General features: G+C 54.0%; 15 protein-coding genes. 7 read left to right on the top strand and 8 right to left on the bottom strand.

The genetic code is table 11. The features are described from left to right. Nucleotides 1-56 precede the first annotated feature (56 nt). The 6 genes from HY868_16540 to HY868_16565 all read right to left on the bottom strand — a co-directional run bounded on the left by HY868_16540 (nucleotide 57) and on the right by HY868_16565 (nucleotide 10518). Nucleotides 57-1259, bottom strand: a complete 1203-nt coding sequence (locus tag HY868_16540) for a hypothetical protein (GenBank protein MBI5303746.1) — start codon at nucleotides 1257-1259, stop codon at nucleotides 57-59. Nucleotides 1260-1473: 214 nt separating this feature from the next. Further along, a complete protein-coding gene (locus tag HY868_16545) occupies nucleotides 1474-2787 on the bottom strand; it encodes a winged helix-turn-helix domain-containing protein (protein MBI5303747.1) in 1314 nt (437 codons plus the stop codon). Beyond that, entirely contained in the window at nucleotides 2778-5000 is a 2223-nt protein-coding gene (locus HY868_16550) for a hypothetical protein (protein MBI5303748.1), read from the bottom strand. Before HY868_16550 ends, HY868_16545 begins: the two co-directional genes overlap by 10 nt. A gap of 134 nt (nucleotides 5001-5134) precedes the next feature. Next, entirely contained in the window at nucleotides 5135-6025 is an 891-nt protein-coding gene (locus HY868_16555; GenBank protein MBI5303749.1) for an SWIM zinc finger family protein, read from the bottom strand. A gap of 98 nt (nucleotides 6026-6123) precedes the next feature. Beyond that, nucleotides 6124-8853, bottom strand: coding sequence for a DEAD/DEAH box helicase (locus HY868_16560; protein MBI5303750.1), 2730 nt, complete (start codon nucleotides 8851-8853; stop codon nucleotides 6124-6126). A gap of 738 nt (nucleotides 8854-9591) precedes the next feature. Further along, on the bottom strand, nucleotides 9592-10518 hold the full coding sequence (locus HY868_16565) for a tyrosine-type recombinase/integrase (protein ID MBI5303751.1): 927 nt from the start codon (nucleotides 10516-10518) through the stop codon (nucleotides 9592-9594). 430 nt (nucleotides 10519-10948) lie between these two features. Between HY868_16565 and HY868_16570 the strand changes: the two genes are divergently transcribed. After that, a complete protein-coding gene (locus HY868_16570; GenBank protein MBI5303752.1) occupies nucleotides 10949-11203 on the top strand; it encodes a hypothetical protein in 255 nt (84 codons plus the stop codon). An 8-nt stretch (nucleotides 11204-11211) separates the two neighbouring features. On the opposite strand, the gene HY868_16575 is transcribed toward HY868_16570, so the two are convergent. Next, on the bottom strand, nucleotides 11212-11559 hold the full coding sequence (locus HY868_16575) for a helix-turn-helix transcriptional regulator (protein MBI5303753.1): 348 nt from the start codon (nucleotides 11557-11559) through the stop codon (nucleotides 11212-11214). A 477-nt stretch (nucleotides 11560-12036) separates the two neighbouring features. Between HY868_16575 and HY868_16580 the strand changes: the two genes are divergently transcribed. The 3 genes from HY868_16580 to HY868_16590 all read left to right on the top strand — a co-directional run bounded on the left by HY868_16580 (nucleotide 12037) and on the right by HY868_16590 (nucleotide 13698). Then, nucleotides 12037-12480 carry a reverse transcriptase-like protein gene (locus HY868_16580; protein ID MBI5303754.1) on the top strand — a complete coding sequence of 148 codons (444 nt, stop codon included), beginning with the start codon at nucleotides 12037-12039 and terminating at the stop codon, nucleotides 12478-12480. Between the two features lie 634 nt (nucleotides 12481-13114). After that, nucleotides 13115-13330, top strand: coding sequence for a hypothetical protein (locus HY868_16585; GenBank protein MBI5303755.1), 216 nt, complete (start codon nucleotides 13115-13117; stop codon nucleotides 13328-13330). Then, nucleotides 13327-13698, top strand: a complete 372-nt coding sequence (locus HY868_16590; protein MBI5303756.1) for a hypothetical protein — start codon at nucleotides 13327-13329, stop codon at nucleotides 13696-13698. Before HY868_16585 ends, HY868_16590 begins: the two co-directional genes overlap by 4 nt. A gap of 3 nt (nucleotides 13699-13701) precedes the next feature. On the opposite strand, the gene HY868_16595 is transcribed toward HY868_16590, so the two are convergent. Next, nucleotides 13702-13914 (bottom strand): hypothetical protein, encoded by a 213-nt coding sequence (locus HY868_16595; GenBank protein MBI5303757.1) that lies wholly within the window; start codon nucleotides 13912-13914, stop codon nucleotides 13702-13704. A 1014-nt stretch (nucleotides 13915-14928) separates the two neighbouring features. Here HY868_16595 and HY868_16600 point away from each other — a divergent pair. From HY868_16600 to radC, 3 genes are read left to right on the top strand one after another with little or no spacing between them, the layout of a single operon-like run. Beyond that, nucleotides 14929-15294 carry a hypothetical protein gene (locus HY868_16600; GenBank protein MBI5303758.1) on the top strand — a complete coding sequence of 122 codons (366 nt, stop codon included), beginning with the start codon at nucleotides 14929-14931 and terminating at the stop codon, nucleotides 15292-15294. 36 nt (nucleotides 15295-15330) lie between these two features. Beyond that, complete coding sequence (locus tag HY868_16605) at nucleotides 15331-16137, top strand: hypothetical protein (protein MBI5303759.1); 807 nt, start codon at nucleotides 15331-15333, stop codon at nucleotides 16135-16137. Beyond that, nucleotides 16124-17104 (top strand): DNA repair protein RadC, encoded by a 981-nt coding sequence (gene radC, locus HY868_16610; protein MBI5303760.1) that lies wholly within the window; start codon nucleotides 16124-16126, stop codon nucleotides 17102-17104. Before HY868_16605 ends, radC begins: the two co-directional genes overlap by 14 nt. The last annotated feature ends 108 nt before the right edge of the window (nucleotides 17105-17212 follow it).

The following is a 17212-nucleotide window of genomic DNA, read 5'->3' on the forward strand; positions in this document are numbered from 1 at the left end:
TGACCACGGACGAGGCAGGCATTGCCCGCGCCATGGTTCATCAGCACAGGTTCAGTTTAGAGCGCCACCGGCAGCGGTAGTTCGTACTGCCAGTCCTGCCTCATTCTATTCCAATCTAGCTTGGTGAATTTTGGCTCGTGGGGAGCGTCAGTCGCATGCGTGTCAATCAAAGAACTAATAATGCGTAACATCCGACGCGGCGAGCCATTAGATGATCGAAGAATCAGCGCATCGAGATTTCCTTTGAGACCATCTCCCGCTAACTGATCGAAACTGGTATAGCGCGAGCCGGCTGAACGAAAACGCTGAACAACTAACTGAAGGAGGAACTCGTCTTTCCACTTTATTATAGTCCTAAATGGCGCGTCTGGCAACTTTAGCAAATGCTTTGTGACCACGGATTCAAGTTCCAAAGGAAGGAAAAACTTGAAATACACTGGCTTGTCGGTCCAATTTTCAAGATTGTCTAAAAGTGGCAAGAGCAGGGCTAACATCGCATCTGGTTTTCGTTCGCGCGCATCTACGCCGTCCGTCAACACGAGTACGCGCTTGAACCCCCATAGCCGCGCAGCGTCCAATCCTTCTTGCAATAGATCAATGCCGGTCGCCATGGATGAGTTCGACGCAGACGATTGCGCTAGTTGGACAAGTTCGAGCAACTGGTGTGATGGCGCGACGTATCGCACCGGGGATTTGCCAATCGAGGTCCAATACGAGGCGATGCCGCGCGGTTTGTTTGGCGCGGGTTGATCGAGAATCTGTCGGATCAATCGTTGGAGATGTCGCTCGCCTACAAGAATTTGCTGACCCAGTGCGCGGATTTGTTCCTGGGTCGGGGATGTCTCAAGCGGATTGAATTGCTCTGCAATTTGAATGAACAAATCAATGGCAAGCGCTTTGGCAAGTCTCCGCCAGTGATCTTTTTCCGTAAGCGGTAATGGGATATCGTCGCTCAATTCGTACGTCACCGCCAGTGATTCGTCGAGTTCAGTTCGACAGTCTGCTTCGACGGCGAGACGCAAAGTGGTCTTACCGCTACCTGGGTCACCATACACAAATATATGGCGTGCCGTTCGGAGCGTCTGAAACGTGTTTTTGTTTTCTAACAGAGGGGAAAGCGGCGAAGGAGTATAATACGAGAATAGATCAGCCGGCGTGGGTACGCTGGATATTTCTTGCTCAGCAACCGGTGTTGCAAACGGATCGAGCTGTAACCCGATTGTGTTCAGATAAGTCTGCCGCGCAGGCACTGGCAGCATAATCGCTCCACGAGGTACTTCAAAGGTCGAAATGGCGAGCCATGGACTAGGTTGATAAATGACTCATTGAATCATCAATAGCCATCAACACAAGAGAGTATTTCAATCGTTCGGGCACAGATTATACTACAAGTGGAAATCAAAATGGGGGAAAAAGGCACTAGAGGATTACACGTTGCTGTCACAACGATTACGCGTGTCTGACACAACCGTGTCATGAGTCTTTGACGCCATCTACCCAGTAGCCCTCATCCCTACGATTTTGAAGATAGATCGGCTGTTTAGGATCGGGTTCGATCACTTTCCTTATTCTTCGTGCGAGCGTGTGGACATTGCCCTTTGAACCGGCAACATCATTGAGTTGCGGATCTTCCAAATCGAATGCTTTGCCCGGAGTTTGACACAAGGTCTGAAGAAATCTGAATGGTTGCACATCGAGCGGGATGAACTTGGGACCACGCCAGACGCCGCGGTGAGTTGGTACCGGATCAGGACGCAGTTGCAAGCATTTTCGAAAATACTCGCGTTTCACTTCGTCGAAGTGAAGCACATCGAGGGGAAGGGAGTACTGGGAAGCGAATTGCAACAGTACTTGCGCGAGTCCGACCCAAGCCGACGGCACGGGTTCTTCAAATTCCTCATCCACTATCTCGGCAAGGCGTTTCGACATGCGCTGGGTCATCAATTCGCCAATCGTTTGAATTGCTCCATTCGTCGAAACGCGGATATGCCGGTTTGCGATCTCGATGGACTGCTCCTCAGTCCATTGCAGGGGAACGATCGCGACGCGTCCGCGCGTTCTGGCTCTGAGTTTGTCATCGCACAAATGCGCTGGTAATGCGGCGATCAGCGTCAGCCCTGGGTGGTGCATCAGCTCTAGCCAAGTGACCAGATGTTCCAGGTTTTCCATCTGAGTTTGCGACAACACATGCTCCACGTCTGAAAAGATCAAGACTTGCTGGAGACCTAATCGGCGACTCACTCCGAGGAGTTCCTCGATTTGTCCCTGGATGTCCAACGTCTCGGTGTCTGTATGATAAATATCTTCAAAGAGAACATCGCGCATCATCTGCGCGTGATCGTCCGACATTCCATCCAGCCAGCGAGAGTACGCGCGTCTGCCGGTGAATTTTTCGATGAGCCAACGTAAAAACTCGCGTTGCGTCGTAGAAAGAGAGTCTAGTTTATCTGGCGCGTCGCCAAGAATTTTCTGGAGGGCAAGCGAGGCAAGTGACATAATCTGACTTAGATGGTTGCCGTCTTTCTTGATGACGTTCTGCGCGCCGGGCCAAGCCGAAGAAGCATAGCGCAACACAAGGGCGGTTTGGCGCGCGTGCCGCTCCAGGGCATCCAATACAACCGACCTGCCACTACCCATACTGCCGGTGATCAGACGCCAGTGGGCTTGGCTAGAGAGAACACTCTCCACCGGGTTTGGCAGATAGCATTCCTGCCACCAACGCTCGTTCTCTTCGTCAGACCGCGATGCGCTGGGCGCAAAAGTCCAATTCGCAAATGCTAGCGGCATTTTACCTTGTTCTCCGCTTCGCGCAATACATTTTCGGTAATTCGTCCATTCAGTGGATTGGATTGTGCAATTGCATTCCACAATCGGATAAAGCAACCGGGATTGTAATCGGCGGCTTGAATCATTTTTTGAAACGCATCACCCTGAAACAAATCGTCGAGTTGGGTATGAATTCCGAAGGCATTGCAGAATCGCTCAAAACGCCAGTGGATCATTTTTTCAAAATCGTCCCGTGTCTCTGTCTTACGCCAATGCAGTTCTTCAAAAGTGATTTGTCCGTCCAGAGATTTTTTGAGCGGCATACTCAAACTAGGAGTTGGGTCTTCGGGAACAAAGATTCTGATGACTATATCGGCGGCAGTCCATTGCTGTAAATTTGGTAATAGGGATTTGGTAAACCACTCGATCCATCCGAACCCCTCGACATCTAAGACTAGCCAGACGCCTTTGCCAAATCCCAACGAATGGGCACATTGTTTCAGTGCTTGGATCCACTGAGAATGGAACAAGGCACGATCAGACAGCGGAACTTGGATTTGTTCTTTGAGGAGACGCAATTGTATTGAGACTTCGCTCTCCCACAGTTTCCGTTGTGCAAGATCTCTAGCAGTATCCAACCATTTCATTTGTTGAGAAGAGAGGAAGCCGATCTCTGCCAAAGCGATTTCTTTGCCCAAGTAAGTCGCACAAAACTGCGCAATCAAACTGCGCTCATCTTGTCCGAGTGGACTGAGCCAGGTTGGATGGATGCACACAAACTCAAGAATTCTTTTAGCAAATTCTGCTTGAATCTCAGGTAGTTGAGGCAATCCGCGCAGGTAGCAAACGAGAACCTCTTTCTCGGCGGTGTATTTTCCCAATCCGAGTGCCAGTGCCGTCCTTCCAGTGCCTTCCAAGCCCCAGACTCCTTTTGGACGAATCCCAGTTTGCATTTGTTGCTGCAAAGGATGATCGTTCCAGAAAGAGCCTGTCGAGGAAAACAAAAGCGACTCTTCTTCCTCAGCAGTAGGATTGGGAAAAGGGTTGGCATTTCTGAGTCTGTTTCCGATTGTGTCAGGGAGAAATAATTCTTCTTGACGTATTGGATTAGGGCGCGTGGGCCAACTACGCGATTGAATCGGATCAACTTGCATTTCAACACGCGCCTTTGCCATCGCTGTTTCAATGAGTTCGGCAGGAGCGTGACCGTACAATCTTCGAATGTAATTCAGTAGAGAAATCGCATCTATCTTACCTTGACTTTTCGCATACAATATAGAATGCGCTGTTTCTTCGCCCCACGTTGGCAACAGTTGTTCGAGTATCTCATTGTTTAACTTGCCATGCGTAATATCCATGAGTTGCTGCATGCGTTGCAAATCAGTTTGTGAAACGTGCTCTTCTGATGCTAGCTGCTTTAGCTTTTCAAATGTCTCACTTGCTTTGATAGCTTCGCGCTTTCGCAGGTACGTTCGGAAATCTTCTAGTTGTGTTTCGGCGAGTTGTTTGTCCTTGTCTGATTTTTCTTCAGCGAGTTTCTTGTTTTTATCTCGCAGATTCTGAATCTGCGTATAGGACCAAACAACGGCAGAAAAAAGTGCCGCCGCCAAAAAAATCAGTGGGCTTTTGTCGCTCTTTTCGTTGTTGACAAAATCGCGAAGCGCCGCCGCGAAAGTTGTTTCGACTTCCAGTCCTAGTTTTTGCTCAGTTCCGATAGCGGGCGAAATGACGATTGCCTGCGGAGTTGAAATGCACCGGAAAGTTGCTTTGATTAGCATGATTCGGAATATGTCATCTGCCCGGAAAGAGAATGGATTGCACGTTGCTTTCTGTGCGTTTACAATTGCCACGGATGACATCTGGGATTCCGTCGTTGAGGCAGGAAACGTAATTGACGTGGCCAGGGGAGCCAATTGAGAATTTGGCGAAATGAATCGCAGTAGCTGGGAAACTGCTACTGTAATAGTCAGTGTATCGGTAGCGGTAATCGAAGGAGGTCGCGTGAAAGTGAGCGTTCTGGGTTTGCTATCCGCCAGAATGACTGCCGGGTAGTCTACTTGAAGTGTTTCGCTGTTGTTCAGGGGGATAGACTTGGTGAGTACAAGCGCGGCTCCGCTGGGCCAACCCAGTAAGACAATGCTCCAGACTGCTACAAATAACAAAGCCACTAGAGTAATGAGCAATACAAACAAGGAGAAAACTCGTTCAAGAGCCGGCGCGCGTGGGATGTTCATAAGCCCTCAGGATTCTCAAGCGCATCATCTTGGATTCCGTTGCTACTTGCTCTATCTCTATTCTACCACAACTCTCTCAAAAATACGATTCAAAACCAGGACTGGGGTGTGGTGTCGCGTGCGTTTACTAATTCTCAACGCTCCGTATCCTGCTCTCCCATCGCCGCGTGCAAACTGACTTCACTTAATCCGCGATACGCGCGCGCGAACAGCACGATGAAATCCACCTTGCTGTCGCGCCAAAACCCCGGCGCGCCCAATCGCTTGACGGGTGCCGCATCTACGGTGGGCGCTTCGATGCGAACCTGGAAATCGGCGAGGTCTTGCTCCGCCTCCCAGAATCGGTCGAGATATTTTTCGAGCGGAATCACCGGCTCGACTGGGACGCGCGGTTTGCGCGTCGTTTCTTGCGCCGACTCGCTTTCGGGTTCGGGCGCGGAGCGGCGCGCACGCAGCATCGCGATGATTTCATCCTTGCTTTTGCCACGCAGTCGGAAGAGCAAAAACGGGTCGGCATCGAATTGCTCGCCGAGCAGATAGTACACTGCCGCGATATGCTTGCAGGGATTTGACCAATCGGGGCACGAGCACTCGGTTTCCAAATCGCCTTTCGACGCGGGAAACAAATTCACCTTCGCCGATGCAAATGCTTCTTCAATATTCTGCGGCATCTCGCCGGATAAAAGTTTCGCGGCAAAGATCGCTTGCTCTGCCATTGCATCGGCGACGCGATTCCAGTCCTTGTCCGACAGCGGCTTGATGGCGACTTGCACTTGATACGGCTTGGGCATACTGCCCTGCACGCGCGAGTCCACGCGACCTGGCTTGATGTCGAGATTCAACACTTGTCCACTGCGCGCGTACGATCTGCCGCGCGCCAAGCGTCCCGAGTCCACCAGACGTTCGAGCGCGGTGAGCCACTTGCTCGCCCACCAGGTCTTGCCGAATTGTCTACCGCTTTGCGCCTTGATCCCATTTGCCTGCCGGCGCGGTTTCGATTTTGGATACCAGCCCCAGTAGCCCATATCAACCCCGTTTGGAAGTTGGTGGTTAGAAACTGGATGTTGGACAAGCCGCATTCCAATCTCCAACCTTCTAATTTCCAACTTCTAACTTCCAATTTCTAATCTCCAACTTCTGCCCTCAACACAAACAATTCGCGCAATTGCTCCGTCGTCATCTCGGTGATCCACGCTTCGCTCGTGCCGACGATACTTTCCGCGAGCACCTTTTTGCGTTCGATCATCGCGTCAATCTTTTCCTCGAAGGTGCCCGCGCACAAATACTTGTGCACTTGTACGTTTTTCGTTTGCCCAATGCGAAACGCGCGGTCGGTCGCCTGGTTCTCCACCGCGGGGTTCCACCAGCGATCAAAATGGAACACGTGGTTCGCGCGCATCAGATTCAATCCCGTACCGCCCGCTTTGATCGAGAGAATAAAAATCAGCGGTCCGTTCGGATCGTCCTGAAAGCGTTCGATCATTTTCGTGCGTGCCTTTGCCGGGACGCCGCCGTGCAAGAACAAAACTTCATCGCCGAATGTTTCTTGCAAGTACGCTTTGAGCAGCGTGCCCATCTCCGCAAACTGTGTGAAGATGAGCGCGCGATCTTTGACGGCGCGCACTTCGTCGAGCATCTCGCTCAAACGGGCGAGCTTGCCGCTCCGTCCGACGAGCGCGCTCCCATCACCCAGGAATTGCGCGGGATGATTGCACACCTGTTTCAATTTCATCAGCGTCGCCAACACGATGCCGCGCCGGTTGATGCCTTCGGCTTCTTCGATCCGCTTGAGCGAATCGCGCACGACGGCTTCGTAAAGTGTCGCCTGCTCTTTTGTCAAATTGCAGAATACTTTCATCTCGTTCTTTTGCGGCAGATCGCTAATGACGTTCGGATCGGTTTTCACGCGGCGGAGAATGAATGGACTGACCAGCGACTTGAGTCGCTTGGTCGCGTTTGCGTCATTCGTGCGTTCAATCGGTTTGGCGAAGCGATTGTAGAAATCGTTTTGCGATCCCAGGAAGTCGGGATTGAGAAATTGGAAAATGCTCCAGAGTTCGGTCAAGCGATTTTCGACCGGCGTGCCGGTGAGCGCGGCGCGCCATTCCGCGTTCGCGCCAATTTTGCGCGCGGCTTGCGCTTGCTTCGTCGTCGGATTTTTGATGTTCTGCGCTTCATCGAGAATTACGTCGCTCCAGGCGACTTGCGCGAGTTGTTCGACATCGCGATGCAACAGCGCGTACGAACTGAGCACGACATCCGCTTGCGCGGCGTGCTGGGCGAGTTCGGTTTTCTTGCGCGTCGCGCCGTGATGAATGTGCACGCGCAGATCGGGCGCAAAGCGCGACAACTCGCGTTCCCAGTTGCTGACAACCGAGGTCGGGCAAATGACGAGCGCGGGTTTGGTCTGGTCGCGTTGTACGCGTTCGGCGAGCAGAAAGGCAATCGTCGTCGGCGTCTTACCCAAGCCCATATCGTCCGCGAGACACGCGCCCAGTTCCCACTGGCGCAGAAACGCGAGCCAGGACAAGCCCGCCGTTTGATAGTGGCGCAACGTTCCGCGAAACGAACCCGGCGCGGCAATCGTCGCGAGTTTTTCGCCGCGCCCGAGTTGCTCGAGCAACTCGGCGATCCAGCCCTCCGCCGCGACACCGGTGACCGGCAAACCGACATTCGTCTTCGTCGGTTCGAGCGAGAGTGCGAGGCGCAACGCGTCTTGCAATGACATCTCACTCGTGCTCTTTTGCTTCTCCCAGAATTTGATCGCCTGCTCGATTTGCTCGGGGCGAATCTCTACCCACTGCCCGCGCACTTGGACGAGTGGCACTTTTAAATTGGCGAGTCGCTCAAATTCTTCACGCGATAATGTTTCACCGCCAAGCGCGAGTTGCCAATCGTACTGAATGACTGAATCGAACGTGAGCGACGCCACTCCACCTTTTTGCTGCGGCGACTGCTTTTTGCTTTTCAGATTGACGCGCACACCCAGCTTGCTGCTGATCCCTGGGATGAGCACGCCAAAGCCCGACGATTGCAACAACATCGCCGTTTCACGGATGAACGTGTACGCTTGCTCGACGTTCAACGCGCACGCTTCGGGTCGCGCGGTGCGAAGACTCGCTTCGATTGGCGCAAACATTTTCGAGGCGAGACCCAGCCCGGCGAGCAAGTGTTCTTGCGGTGCATCGAATTTGCGATTCAGGAATTTGAGCGCATTGCCGCGTTCGCGCCAGACGGCATCGGCGGGCACAAGCAAACTGGGATCGTCGTTCGCTTGCAAAAGATAGCGCACCGCCCAATTGCGTGCGCTCGCTTTGGGCGTAACAATGCCTTCGGCGTTCGCGGTTTCTGGCGGATCGAGACGGAAGCAGATGCGAAATGTATCGCCGTGCGCTGTGCCGATAGGTTCTGCCCACGCGCGGTATTGTTCGTAGAACGCGTTCAGGTTCGCGGTGGATTCTTCGACGATGCTTGTCTCATTGCCCAACGCGTCGAGCCATGCCTCCGCGATGTTTTTGTGCGCGTCGGGCAGATAGCGTCCCCAATCAAGGTTCGCGCGCGCGAACGCATCCATCGTCGTCGCGAGAAAGTTATCGAGCAAATCACGCGGCGCGGGTGCATCGCGCTTGGCGTGTTTATCGTCGCGAAAAATCGCGCGGCAAATCGGCGGCAGCGCGCCGTATGTCGTCAGGCGCGTCAGTCGTTCTTGTTCGCTCGGTTCATCCACGAGTGGTTGCCAGCGCGCGAGGAATTGCGCGTTGCGTTTTTCCAGGGTCGGTTTGATGCGTTGGCGCGCCAGCAATTCGAATGCGAACTTGGCAACGACTTGCCAATAGCGTAGGTCGTTGCCAATCTTGATCCCAGGAAGTAGTTCGTCCTGGGATGGCAAACTCGCGAGCAGGTCGAGGGTTTCTTCGGGTGAAAAGGTCAGCGCGTCGGTGTGCCATTGCGCGAGCTTGACGCGAACCGTGCCGCGCGGCGTGCCTGCCGCGTCATCGCGTAGAATTTCGAGCGAGGGTTGTGGCGCGGCGCGCGTGGAGGGCAGCATCAGTGTGAGCGTAGATTCTTGCGCGCTCCAGCCGTCGAGCGACAGTTCGCGCAACATGCTTCGCAAATCGCGTGTGGACGCGGCGAAGGGATGCTCGCGCGTGCGCGCAGCGGCGCGTGTAACGTTCGTTTCCGCCCAGAGCGCGAACGCGCCTTGTCGTTCTGGGTTGTCGCCGATCAACCAAGAACCGTGCAGGATACGCAAAGTGGTCTCCGTTTTCTCGCGGCGAGTTTGAAAATGTCGTCGAGAAAAAAGCCAACCTATTTCGTCGCCGCGAGACGCATTTTAATCCCGGATGCCATCCTTCGCAAACGCGGGCGGAGTAATTGCGTACCGTATGATTTGCCGCGCACTTGCGCGCTAACATTTTCGGTTCCCAGAAAACAACAACGCGCAAGTCTTGAAACCATTACTTGGTCCGAGACTTGCGCGTTATGTTTTTGAAAGCCACCTTTCAGACTTGAACTGAAAACCGGCCGCTTACGATAGAATGGATGTTCTAATCGAGCAGATATTCTGTCTAAGCGGTCGGTCTTTTATTTTCTAGGGTTCTTGGATCCAAGAGTACTTGTCGTGCGCGTCCGCAAGTTCCTGTTGGCTGAAAACACCATAGAACTGCGCCGTGACTTGTTCGTCACTGTGACCGAGAATCCGGCTAACCCGCCCGAGATCCAAACCGCGCTCCAAAAGAGAGCGCGCCAGTCCATGCCGGAAACTGTGCGGGTTGAATCGCCCTTTGATGCCCGCACTTTTGCCTATTCCCTTGATGGTCTGATACAGACCCGCCGGCGTCAGTGGCCCTTTACGACCGACGAACACCCGCGTCGTTGTCTGTGCCTTCCTCATTTGTTTGCGCTCTTCCAACCATGTGCGCAATGCCTCTGCGGTCGGCGGATTGAAAAAAACCGCGCGGACTTTTTTCCTTCCATGCTTGCCCTTCTCGCGCACAATCGCCTGGCGTTTTTCCAAATCGAGGTCGGTGAGTTCAAGCCCGACCACACCTCCCAAACGACATCCCGTATCCGCCAGAAACATCAACAGCGCGTAATTGCGCGGGGATGCTTTAGCGACTGCGAGCATTTTTTGCATGTCTGTCTCCCGTATCCCCTTGGGTGGTTCGTTCCCCAATGCCGGCAGTTCCAAACGAGCCGCCGGATTCTTTTCGATTTTGCCTTCGTTGAAATGCCAACGAAAGAATTGTCGGACAACTCGGACGTGACCGTGAATGGTCCAGATCGAGAGATATCCCCGCTCACGCGGTCGCGATGTATTCGAGGCATAGCGTTCGTCGCGCTCAAACAACGATGCGCGATACGCGCGCAAATCGTCGAGTGTGACGGTAGACATATCATGATTGCCAAGGTAATCCCGCAGGACGCCCAGCGATTGCTTGTAAATGCGCATGGTCTTGGGGCTGATCATCCCGTGATGCGCCGAGAGATACATTTCAATTGCGCGTTCGAGTTCCATCGCACACTCCTCGTGGTCTTTGACGGTAGGGTAGCACATTCAGAACTTGCGTTCTATCACCGAAAGACGGGATTTTTCCGTGATTTTTCGATCACGGATATCCGTTACTCCTCGGTCGCCGAAATCAAAAGCACGGTAGAAGGATGCCGCGCAACAAAAAATCCGGTATTTTCCCGTGATTTCCGTATCACGGATATCCGTTACTCCTCGGTAGCCGAAATAGAAAAGCGCGGCAGAAGGATGCCGCGCAACAAAAAATCCGGTATTTTCCCGTGATTTCCGTATCACGGATTTCCGTTACTCCCCAGTAACGGAAATAAAACAGCGCGGCAAATGGATGCCGCGCACGAAACGTGGTGGAGGGCGGATCAGCCGTGGGAAGCAAGTCCGCCTTCCACCCACACTGTATCACAAATCAGGTCAGAAAGCAATGAAACGAACAAACGAGCGGACCGTTCACGACATTCAGAAGATTTTCCAGTGGATCGTCACATACAAAACCCACCACGATGGCAACTCTCCATCGCTGGTCGAACTAATGAAGGCGTGCGGCATTTCCAGCCGGAGTGTCGCGCTGTATCAACTGCATCGCTTGCAGAACGCCGGCTACATTCGCCTGACGGCGAGCCGCAAGTCACGCAGCATCTGTATCGTCGGTGGGGAATGGCGCTTGGCCACGCCATGAGGCGAAGGTCAATCGGTTAAGTCGCGGAGGAGGCGCGCGAGTTCGACGCGGGTGTGCACGTCAAGCTTGGCGTAGATGTGCTTGAGGTGGGACTCGACGGTGTGGACGGAGATGTTCAATTCCCGTGCGATGTCGGCGTTGCGCATCCCGCGAGCGACGAGACGAGCGACCTGGGTTTCGCGAGAGGTGAGCGAATCCCATAACCAGGTTCGGTTAGTCGGAGAAGTCGAAGGTGTGATGACCTGCATCATCGGGGCTGGAGTGACTTGCCGCTGTCGTCGGCGGTACCGCTGCAGAGCGATGAGCAGGGCGAGCACACCAGCAATGCTCAAGGTGAGAAAGAGTACGTCCGTCACACCGTTGATTGTATCAGAACATCAGTTCTAAGTCAAAAAATGCGCGGTGATGATGATTGGCACAGGCAGGACCGATGCGGCTTGTCGTCGAGTCTGAACATAGCGCGATCGCCACGAACGCAAAAGGATGCGGGACGGCACAAGTGACTCGGTACGACCTTGCAGGTTCAGGCGCCAAAGCGGAATGGATATTCCCGCCACTTGCAAGCCAAGGAACGCACAGGGAACGCTTCAGCGACCCGCCAGACACCGGTAAATAATCCTGGGTGTGAATCGCGGAACATCTGACCCGGCGATGCACCAAAACGCACCAGGCATAAATAACGGAGGGATCAGCGACAGCTCCGTATCGGATACCTCATACGCGGCAGCGCCCTCTGGTGACAGGGGGCTTCCCAGGCGTTTCGTTTCCTTTACTAAGCAACGCTATGCGAACGACCCAGTAAACCTGGGACGAAATAAAACAGGAGGCATGAAATGCAGTATCGAATTTGGACGGACGGCGCGTGCTCAGGCAATCCTGGGATTGGGGCTTGGGCATCCATCATCGTGGATGAGCAAGGTGATGATGTGCGCCTCGGTCAAGCAGAAGATCACACGACGAACAATCTGATGGAACTGCGCGCAGTCGAGCGTGCGCTTGAATTCGTGGACACGAATGCGCGCGTCGTCGTTTACACCGACAGCAACCTGGTCGTGCAATGGATGATTGGAACATATGAGCGGAAGAATGCTCAATGTGCGGTGATCTCCAATCACATTGACCAACTGATTGCGACGAAAGGGTTGCAGGTCGAATGGGTACACGTTCCTGGGCATGGTGGAGATGAACGCAACGAACAAGCGGATCGGTTTGCCAAGTCGCTGATTCGACTGCGTAAGCGCGAGCTGGCGCAAGAGATGATGCAGAGGCAACGATGAGAAACGCAGACACCCCTACCCCGCCAAAAAAGAGGGGTCACGGAAAGTCAAAAAAGGCAAAAACCCCTAGTGTCAAAAGTAGTGCTCGTGGCTTGAGAGGCGCAAAAAAACGCGGCAAGGCATCCGAGTCCAAGAAGCCCACAATCGTGGCTCTCACGCGATTGCCGTCGGCGAAGGAAATTCGCGAATTGCGCGCTAACCTGGGCCTGTCCGCGACCCAGTTTGGTAAGAAGTTTGGATGTTCGCGGAGCCACATCAAACACTTGGAAGGTGGGAGTAAGAAAGCGCATCCGAAATTCGCGGAACAGTTTTGGAAGTTCCGCGATATGACGCCGCGGACGAGCGTGCGCTTGATAACCCAGGTTGATCTACCGCCGCTGGTCTATGTGGAAACACCGCCGATGCAATGCAGAGGACACGGCAACTATTTCTTTTGGGCAGACCGTCGCCGCGTCTACTGCAAGCACAACAAGGGCGAGTGCCGTAAGTTGTGGTTGCGAAAGTTGAGAGGGGAAAATGCCAGTACTCGATTGTCTCATTACGCTCGCCGCCGGGTGCATCGTCATCCTGGGAATCGGCGTGTGGAAAAAACTAAGCGACGTACGAAATCCAAGGAGGTGGGAGGAGTGAAGAAGTGACAGACCTTGTGGCGATTGACCTCAACCGATTGTGGGTCATTCCGTTTCGCGTGAATGCAGGAATGAAGTGCGGGCATTGTGGACGACCGCAGACGGTCAACGCGAAGATGTTCGAGATCTGGAAGGGCAAGGCGTTTTTGAAAAACCTATGTCCGAATTGCAACGAACGGCGCAAACGCGGACAGATTCAACTCGAAGGAGCATCGAAATGACAATGCGAATGTTCGATCTGAAATGGTTTGTGGTCGTTTTCCTGCTTGTGGCATTGGCAGTCGTGATGGCAAATGGTTTGCCGGAGGAAGAAGCCAAACCACATCAAGGGCAAGCATGGTTGCAATGGGGCGATGATGATTTTATGCCCCAAAACGACTGCGGCAAAAATTACACGCTCAAATTGTGGTGGGTACAACCCGATGGGACACGATGCGAACATACACGCGGCACGGTTAGCAAGGAATACGTCGAGCGAATCGAACGAACCTTCGAGGGCGAGCAAAATCTATTCACCGACAAACTCGACCTTGCGCTTGACTACATCGAAAAAGTGATATGGCGACTGGGGGGATACTCGCCGAATTAAAAACTAGGATAGGACTTGATGCACTCGCCGGACTTCTGCGAAAAGTTCGGCGAGTTCTTTTTTTGCATTGGCAATCGCAAATGAGCCGATGAATGGATGGCGTTGCGGACGAAAGAAATAAACCCGATACACCATACCTCTAGGATTGATGCGCGGTTGAGGAATAATCTCGATACGAATGCCCTTGGAAAGCAGGAAAAGCAAATCACTTAACATTTGCTCATTCATAATCCCATTATAGCACAAATTTGCTAATTCGACACGGTTTTATTTCACTCGTTCTTGCTCGATGCGCCGGCGATAAAAGTGTGTCAAGAGATTGTTTTCGGGGAGAAGTCTCTCCCCGGCGGGAACGAGCGAAAAATTTGTAAGGGCGTGCTCCGCACGCTTATCGCGGCAAATTTTTCTGCGTGTTCCCGCACCCCTCTCTGGAAATGCCACCTCGGTTTTTCTCCACACCCCTTTGTCGGGCAATCGTGTCTCTTCTCTTCTCAAAGGTCATTCCTGCTTGCGCTCGAATGTTTCCTTTGATGTTGTGCTGTAGCTGTGCTGGTTGTTCCTCGCGCTGGAACGATGAACGCGGCGGGGGGGATCGCACGGAACGCGCGCGGCAAGGTCAAGGGGCATCTAAGGATGTTCGAGTTTGGACAAAATTTCTGAACGCGCCCGGCGAATGCCTTGCCTCTTTTCTCCGTCCTCTCTCTGGCTTTTCTTCTTCGCTTTCCTCTCTGCTCGTATTGCAATGACGGCATTCATGCGGGCGCAGAAATTTCGACCAAACTCAAACCTTGATTTTTCGCCCCTTGACTTGCCGTGACCTGGCAGACGCTTCTTTTTTCCAAGGTTGCCACGCCCAGTATTGCACTTTGGGTTGATGGTGGACGCGCGCCCGTGCGGAAGGGCAGACAGAAAGCCTTTGGCTTTCGTGCAAAAAAAACGCACGAAGAAGGGCTTTCACGCAACGCGCTCGCGAAGTTGCAACCCGCGACGGCAACCGTAGATCAATTCTCTGCGTTCAGAGATCGGGATTGCCAAGAGGGAAACGCGCAAGCAACCCAGCGACGAACAGATCAATCCATTCACACATCCGCAATCGGTTCTGTGTGACCGTCTCACTCGTGACAGGAAACGCTAGTACCAGTTAGGCAAAGAGAACGATGCTCCGTTGACTTGTCCGGCATCGCGGCAGACCTGGGAAGCGACGAGAATTCAACTTGAGGAGTTTTTGAAATGGCAGTTTTGAAAAAGCACGGCGCGGAACTCGTGCGCGTGCGCCTGGACCAAGCTGCCCAGGACGATCCCGACATTAAGGGACACGTTTACGAGCGCGCGTACATGAGTGACGGTACCGTACTCGAAAAAGTGACGACCCGTTGGCACGGGCGCGCTGCGACGTGTCCGGGCTGGAAGATTCGCGGCAAGGTCAAGCCGGGCAAATCGCCCGCCGACATCGCCGCGTTTTACGCCGCAAAGGGCTGGGAGGCTACGTTCCTCACAACTCTCTCGCCGTCCATCCCGATCTTGCGCGGTGTGCTCGAGAAAAATCAAGAGCAAGTCAAACTGGGTTTGAGCGATCAGACCCAGTTTGTTTTGTAAGACCAATCCAAATTCACACACACTTGAGAGGTTGAAATGTCTGCACGATGGAACTTGCACGATTGGCAGTTAGAACTCGATGCGCTCTGCATGACGTACTGGGGCGAAACGGCGGGAGTGATCGAGCCGTATTTGCTTCGTCACTACTGGGGTTTATGTCTCTCGCCACAACAGACGTTCGAGACGATTGCGAAAAACCTGGGCTTGGAGTTGGAGTTGCCTGAAAGTCAGGAGACGTACACCGAGAACGAAAACGCGCCCGCGATGCTAGAGACATCAACGGGCGCAGTTGGGCGCACGCTCAAAGAGACATGCACCGCGACTTACGGTTGCATTATACCTGCGAAGACCGCGCTGAGTCAAGCCGTACGGACTTTCCGCAAAACCTATCCGCACTACGCGGACAAGGACCGTCTGAAAACCGCGCGCAAGTTGATTGATGCTGGTGCCGTCCGTCCGGCGAATGACGCGCATACCGCGTTTGACGTGGGCACCCTCGGTCAACCGTTCCACGTCGAAAACAAAAAATGCTCGTGCGGTGAAAGACACGTTGTCTGCGAACATCGTCTCGCGGTCGTCTTGGTGATGGACGCAGACAAAATCGAAATGGCGCGGCGGCTGGATGCGAGCGAGCATCACGCCGTCTTGCATGAAGAACAAGACCCTGCCGATGATCCACACGGCGAGCATGGCACGTGGCTGGGAAAATTGATTCACCAATGCGCCGACAACGAAGTGATGGCGGTCCCGCCCACCGAACCCGGCGAGCGAACCATTTGCCCGCGCTGTCAGCAACCCTACTGCCCGGCGTGCGACGCGGAGGCGAACGATGCCGCAGGGTAATCTGTTCGGTGACCGCAATGACGATTTGCCCTTGTTCTCACAAACGCCGATCCGCGTTCAGCAACAAGCGTTTGAACCAAATCAAACCCAGGTTGAGCAATCCCGCATGGCAACGTGCGGGATTTGTCTTGATACGGGCTGGGTCAAAGCAGACCCGAAGAAAAAGCCGGTCCTCTGCAATTGCGCCGCCGGCGATGCCATCCGAGCCAAACGGAAAGAAGCCGAGATGCGTGACGTGCTGGGTGCTTTGCCGGAATCGAAACGGCTTGCACGGATCCGCCAAAATTCCCAGGCATACACGGATGAGGAACGCGGCGACGATGCGGTGAAACTCTTGCGTGAGGCGACCGCGCTCGACGTGGTGATCGCCAAGCCCCAATGGAACGCCCACGAGGTTTTGCAGGTCCTCTTGGGTGTCGGCGATGCCATCCTGCCTGGGCGACTCTTGCAAGAGTTCGGTTCGGTGCGTGAGGTCGTCCGCGCGAGTGACGGCTATCTGTTGAACGTACGCGGCATGACGGAGCGACGGGTTGCCGCTCTGCGTGCCGCCGTGCGCTTGAACGAACTGGCGCAGGTGCTCGACGAAACGCCCATTGTCAAATCGCCCGCCGATGCCGCGCAACTGCTGACGGACATGCGCTTGCTTGAGCAAGAAGAAATGCGCGTGGTCTTGTTCGATACCAAGAACCATGTGCGGCGCATCGTCACCGTCTATCGCGGCTCCTTGCACACGACCGTGATTCGCGTGGCGGAACTGTTCGCCGAAGCCATCCGCGCGAAAGCCGCTGCGATGATTGTCGCCCACAATCACCCCTCCGGTGATCCATCACCGTCACCAGAAGATGTGGCAGTTACGCGCGAGATCGTCAACGCCGGCAAACTGCTCGACATTGATGTGCTCGATCATCTAGTCCTGGGCGGCAACAAATTTGTGTCGCTCAAAGAGCGCGGCTTGGGGTTCGGATAATGAGCGCCAAGTATCACCCCAACTTGTTCGACAAGTTTCTCCCCAAGGCGGTGCGCGTCTCAAAAGCCTGGTTGCGGAATGCCGACGCGGAAACACGCCGCGCGTTCG

It is taken from the genome of Chloroflexota bacterium, assembly GCA_016219275.1.
Taxonomy (GTDB): Bacteria; Chloroflexota; Anaerolineae; order UBA4142; family UBA4142; genus JACRBM01.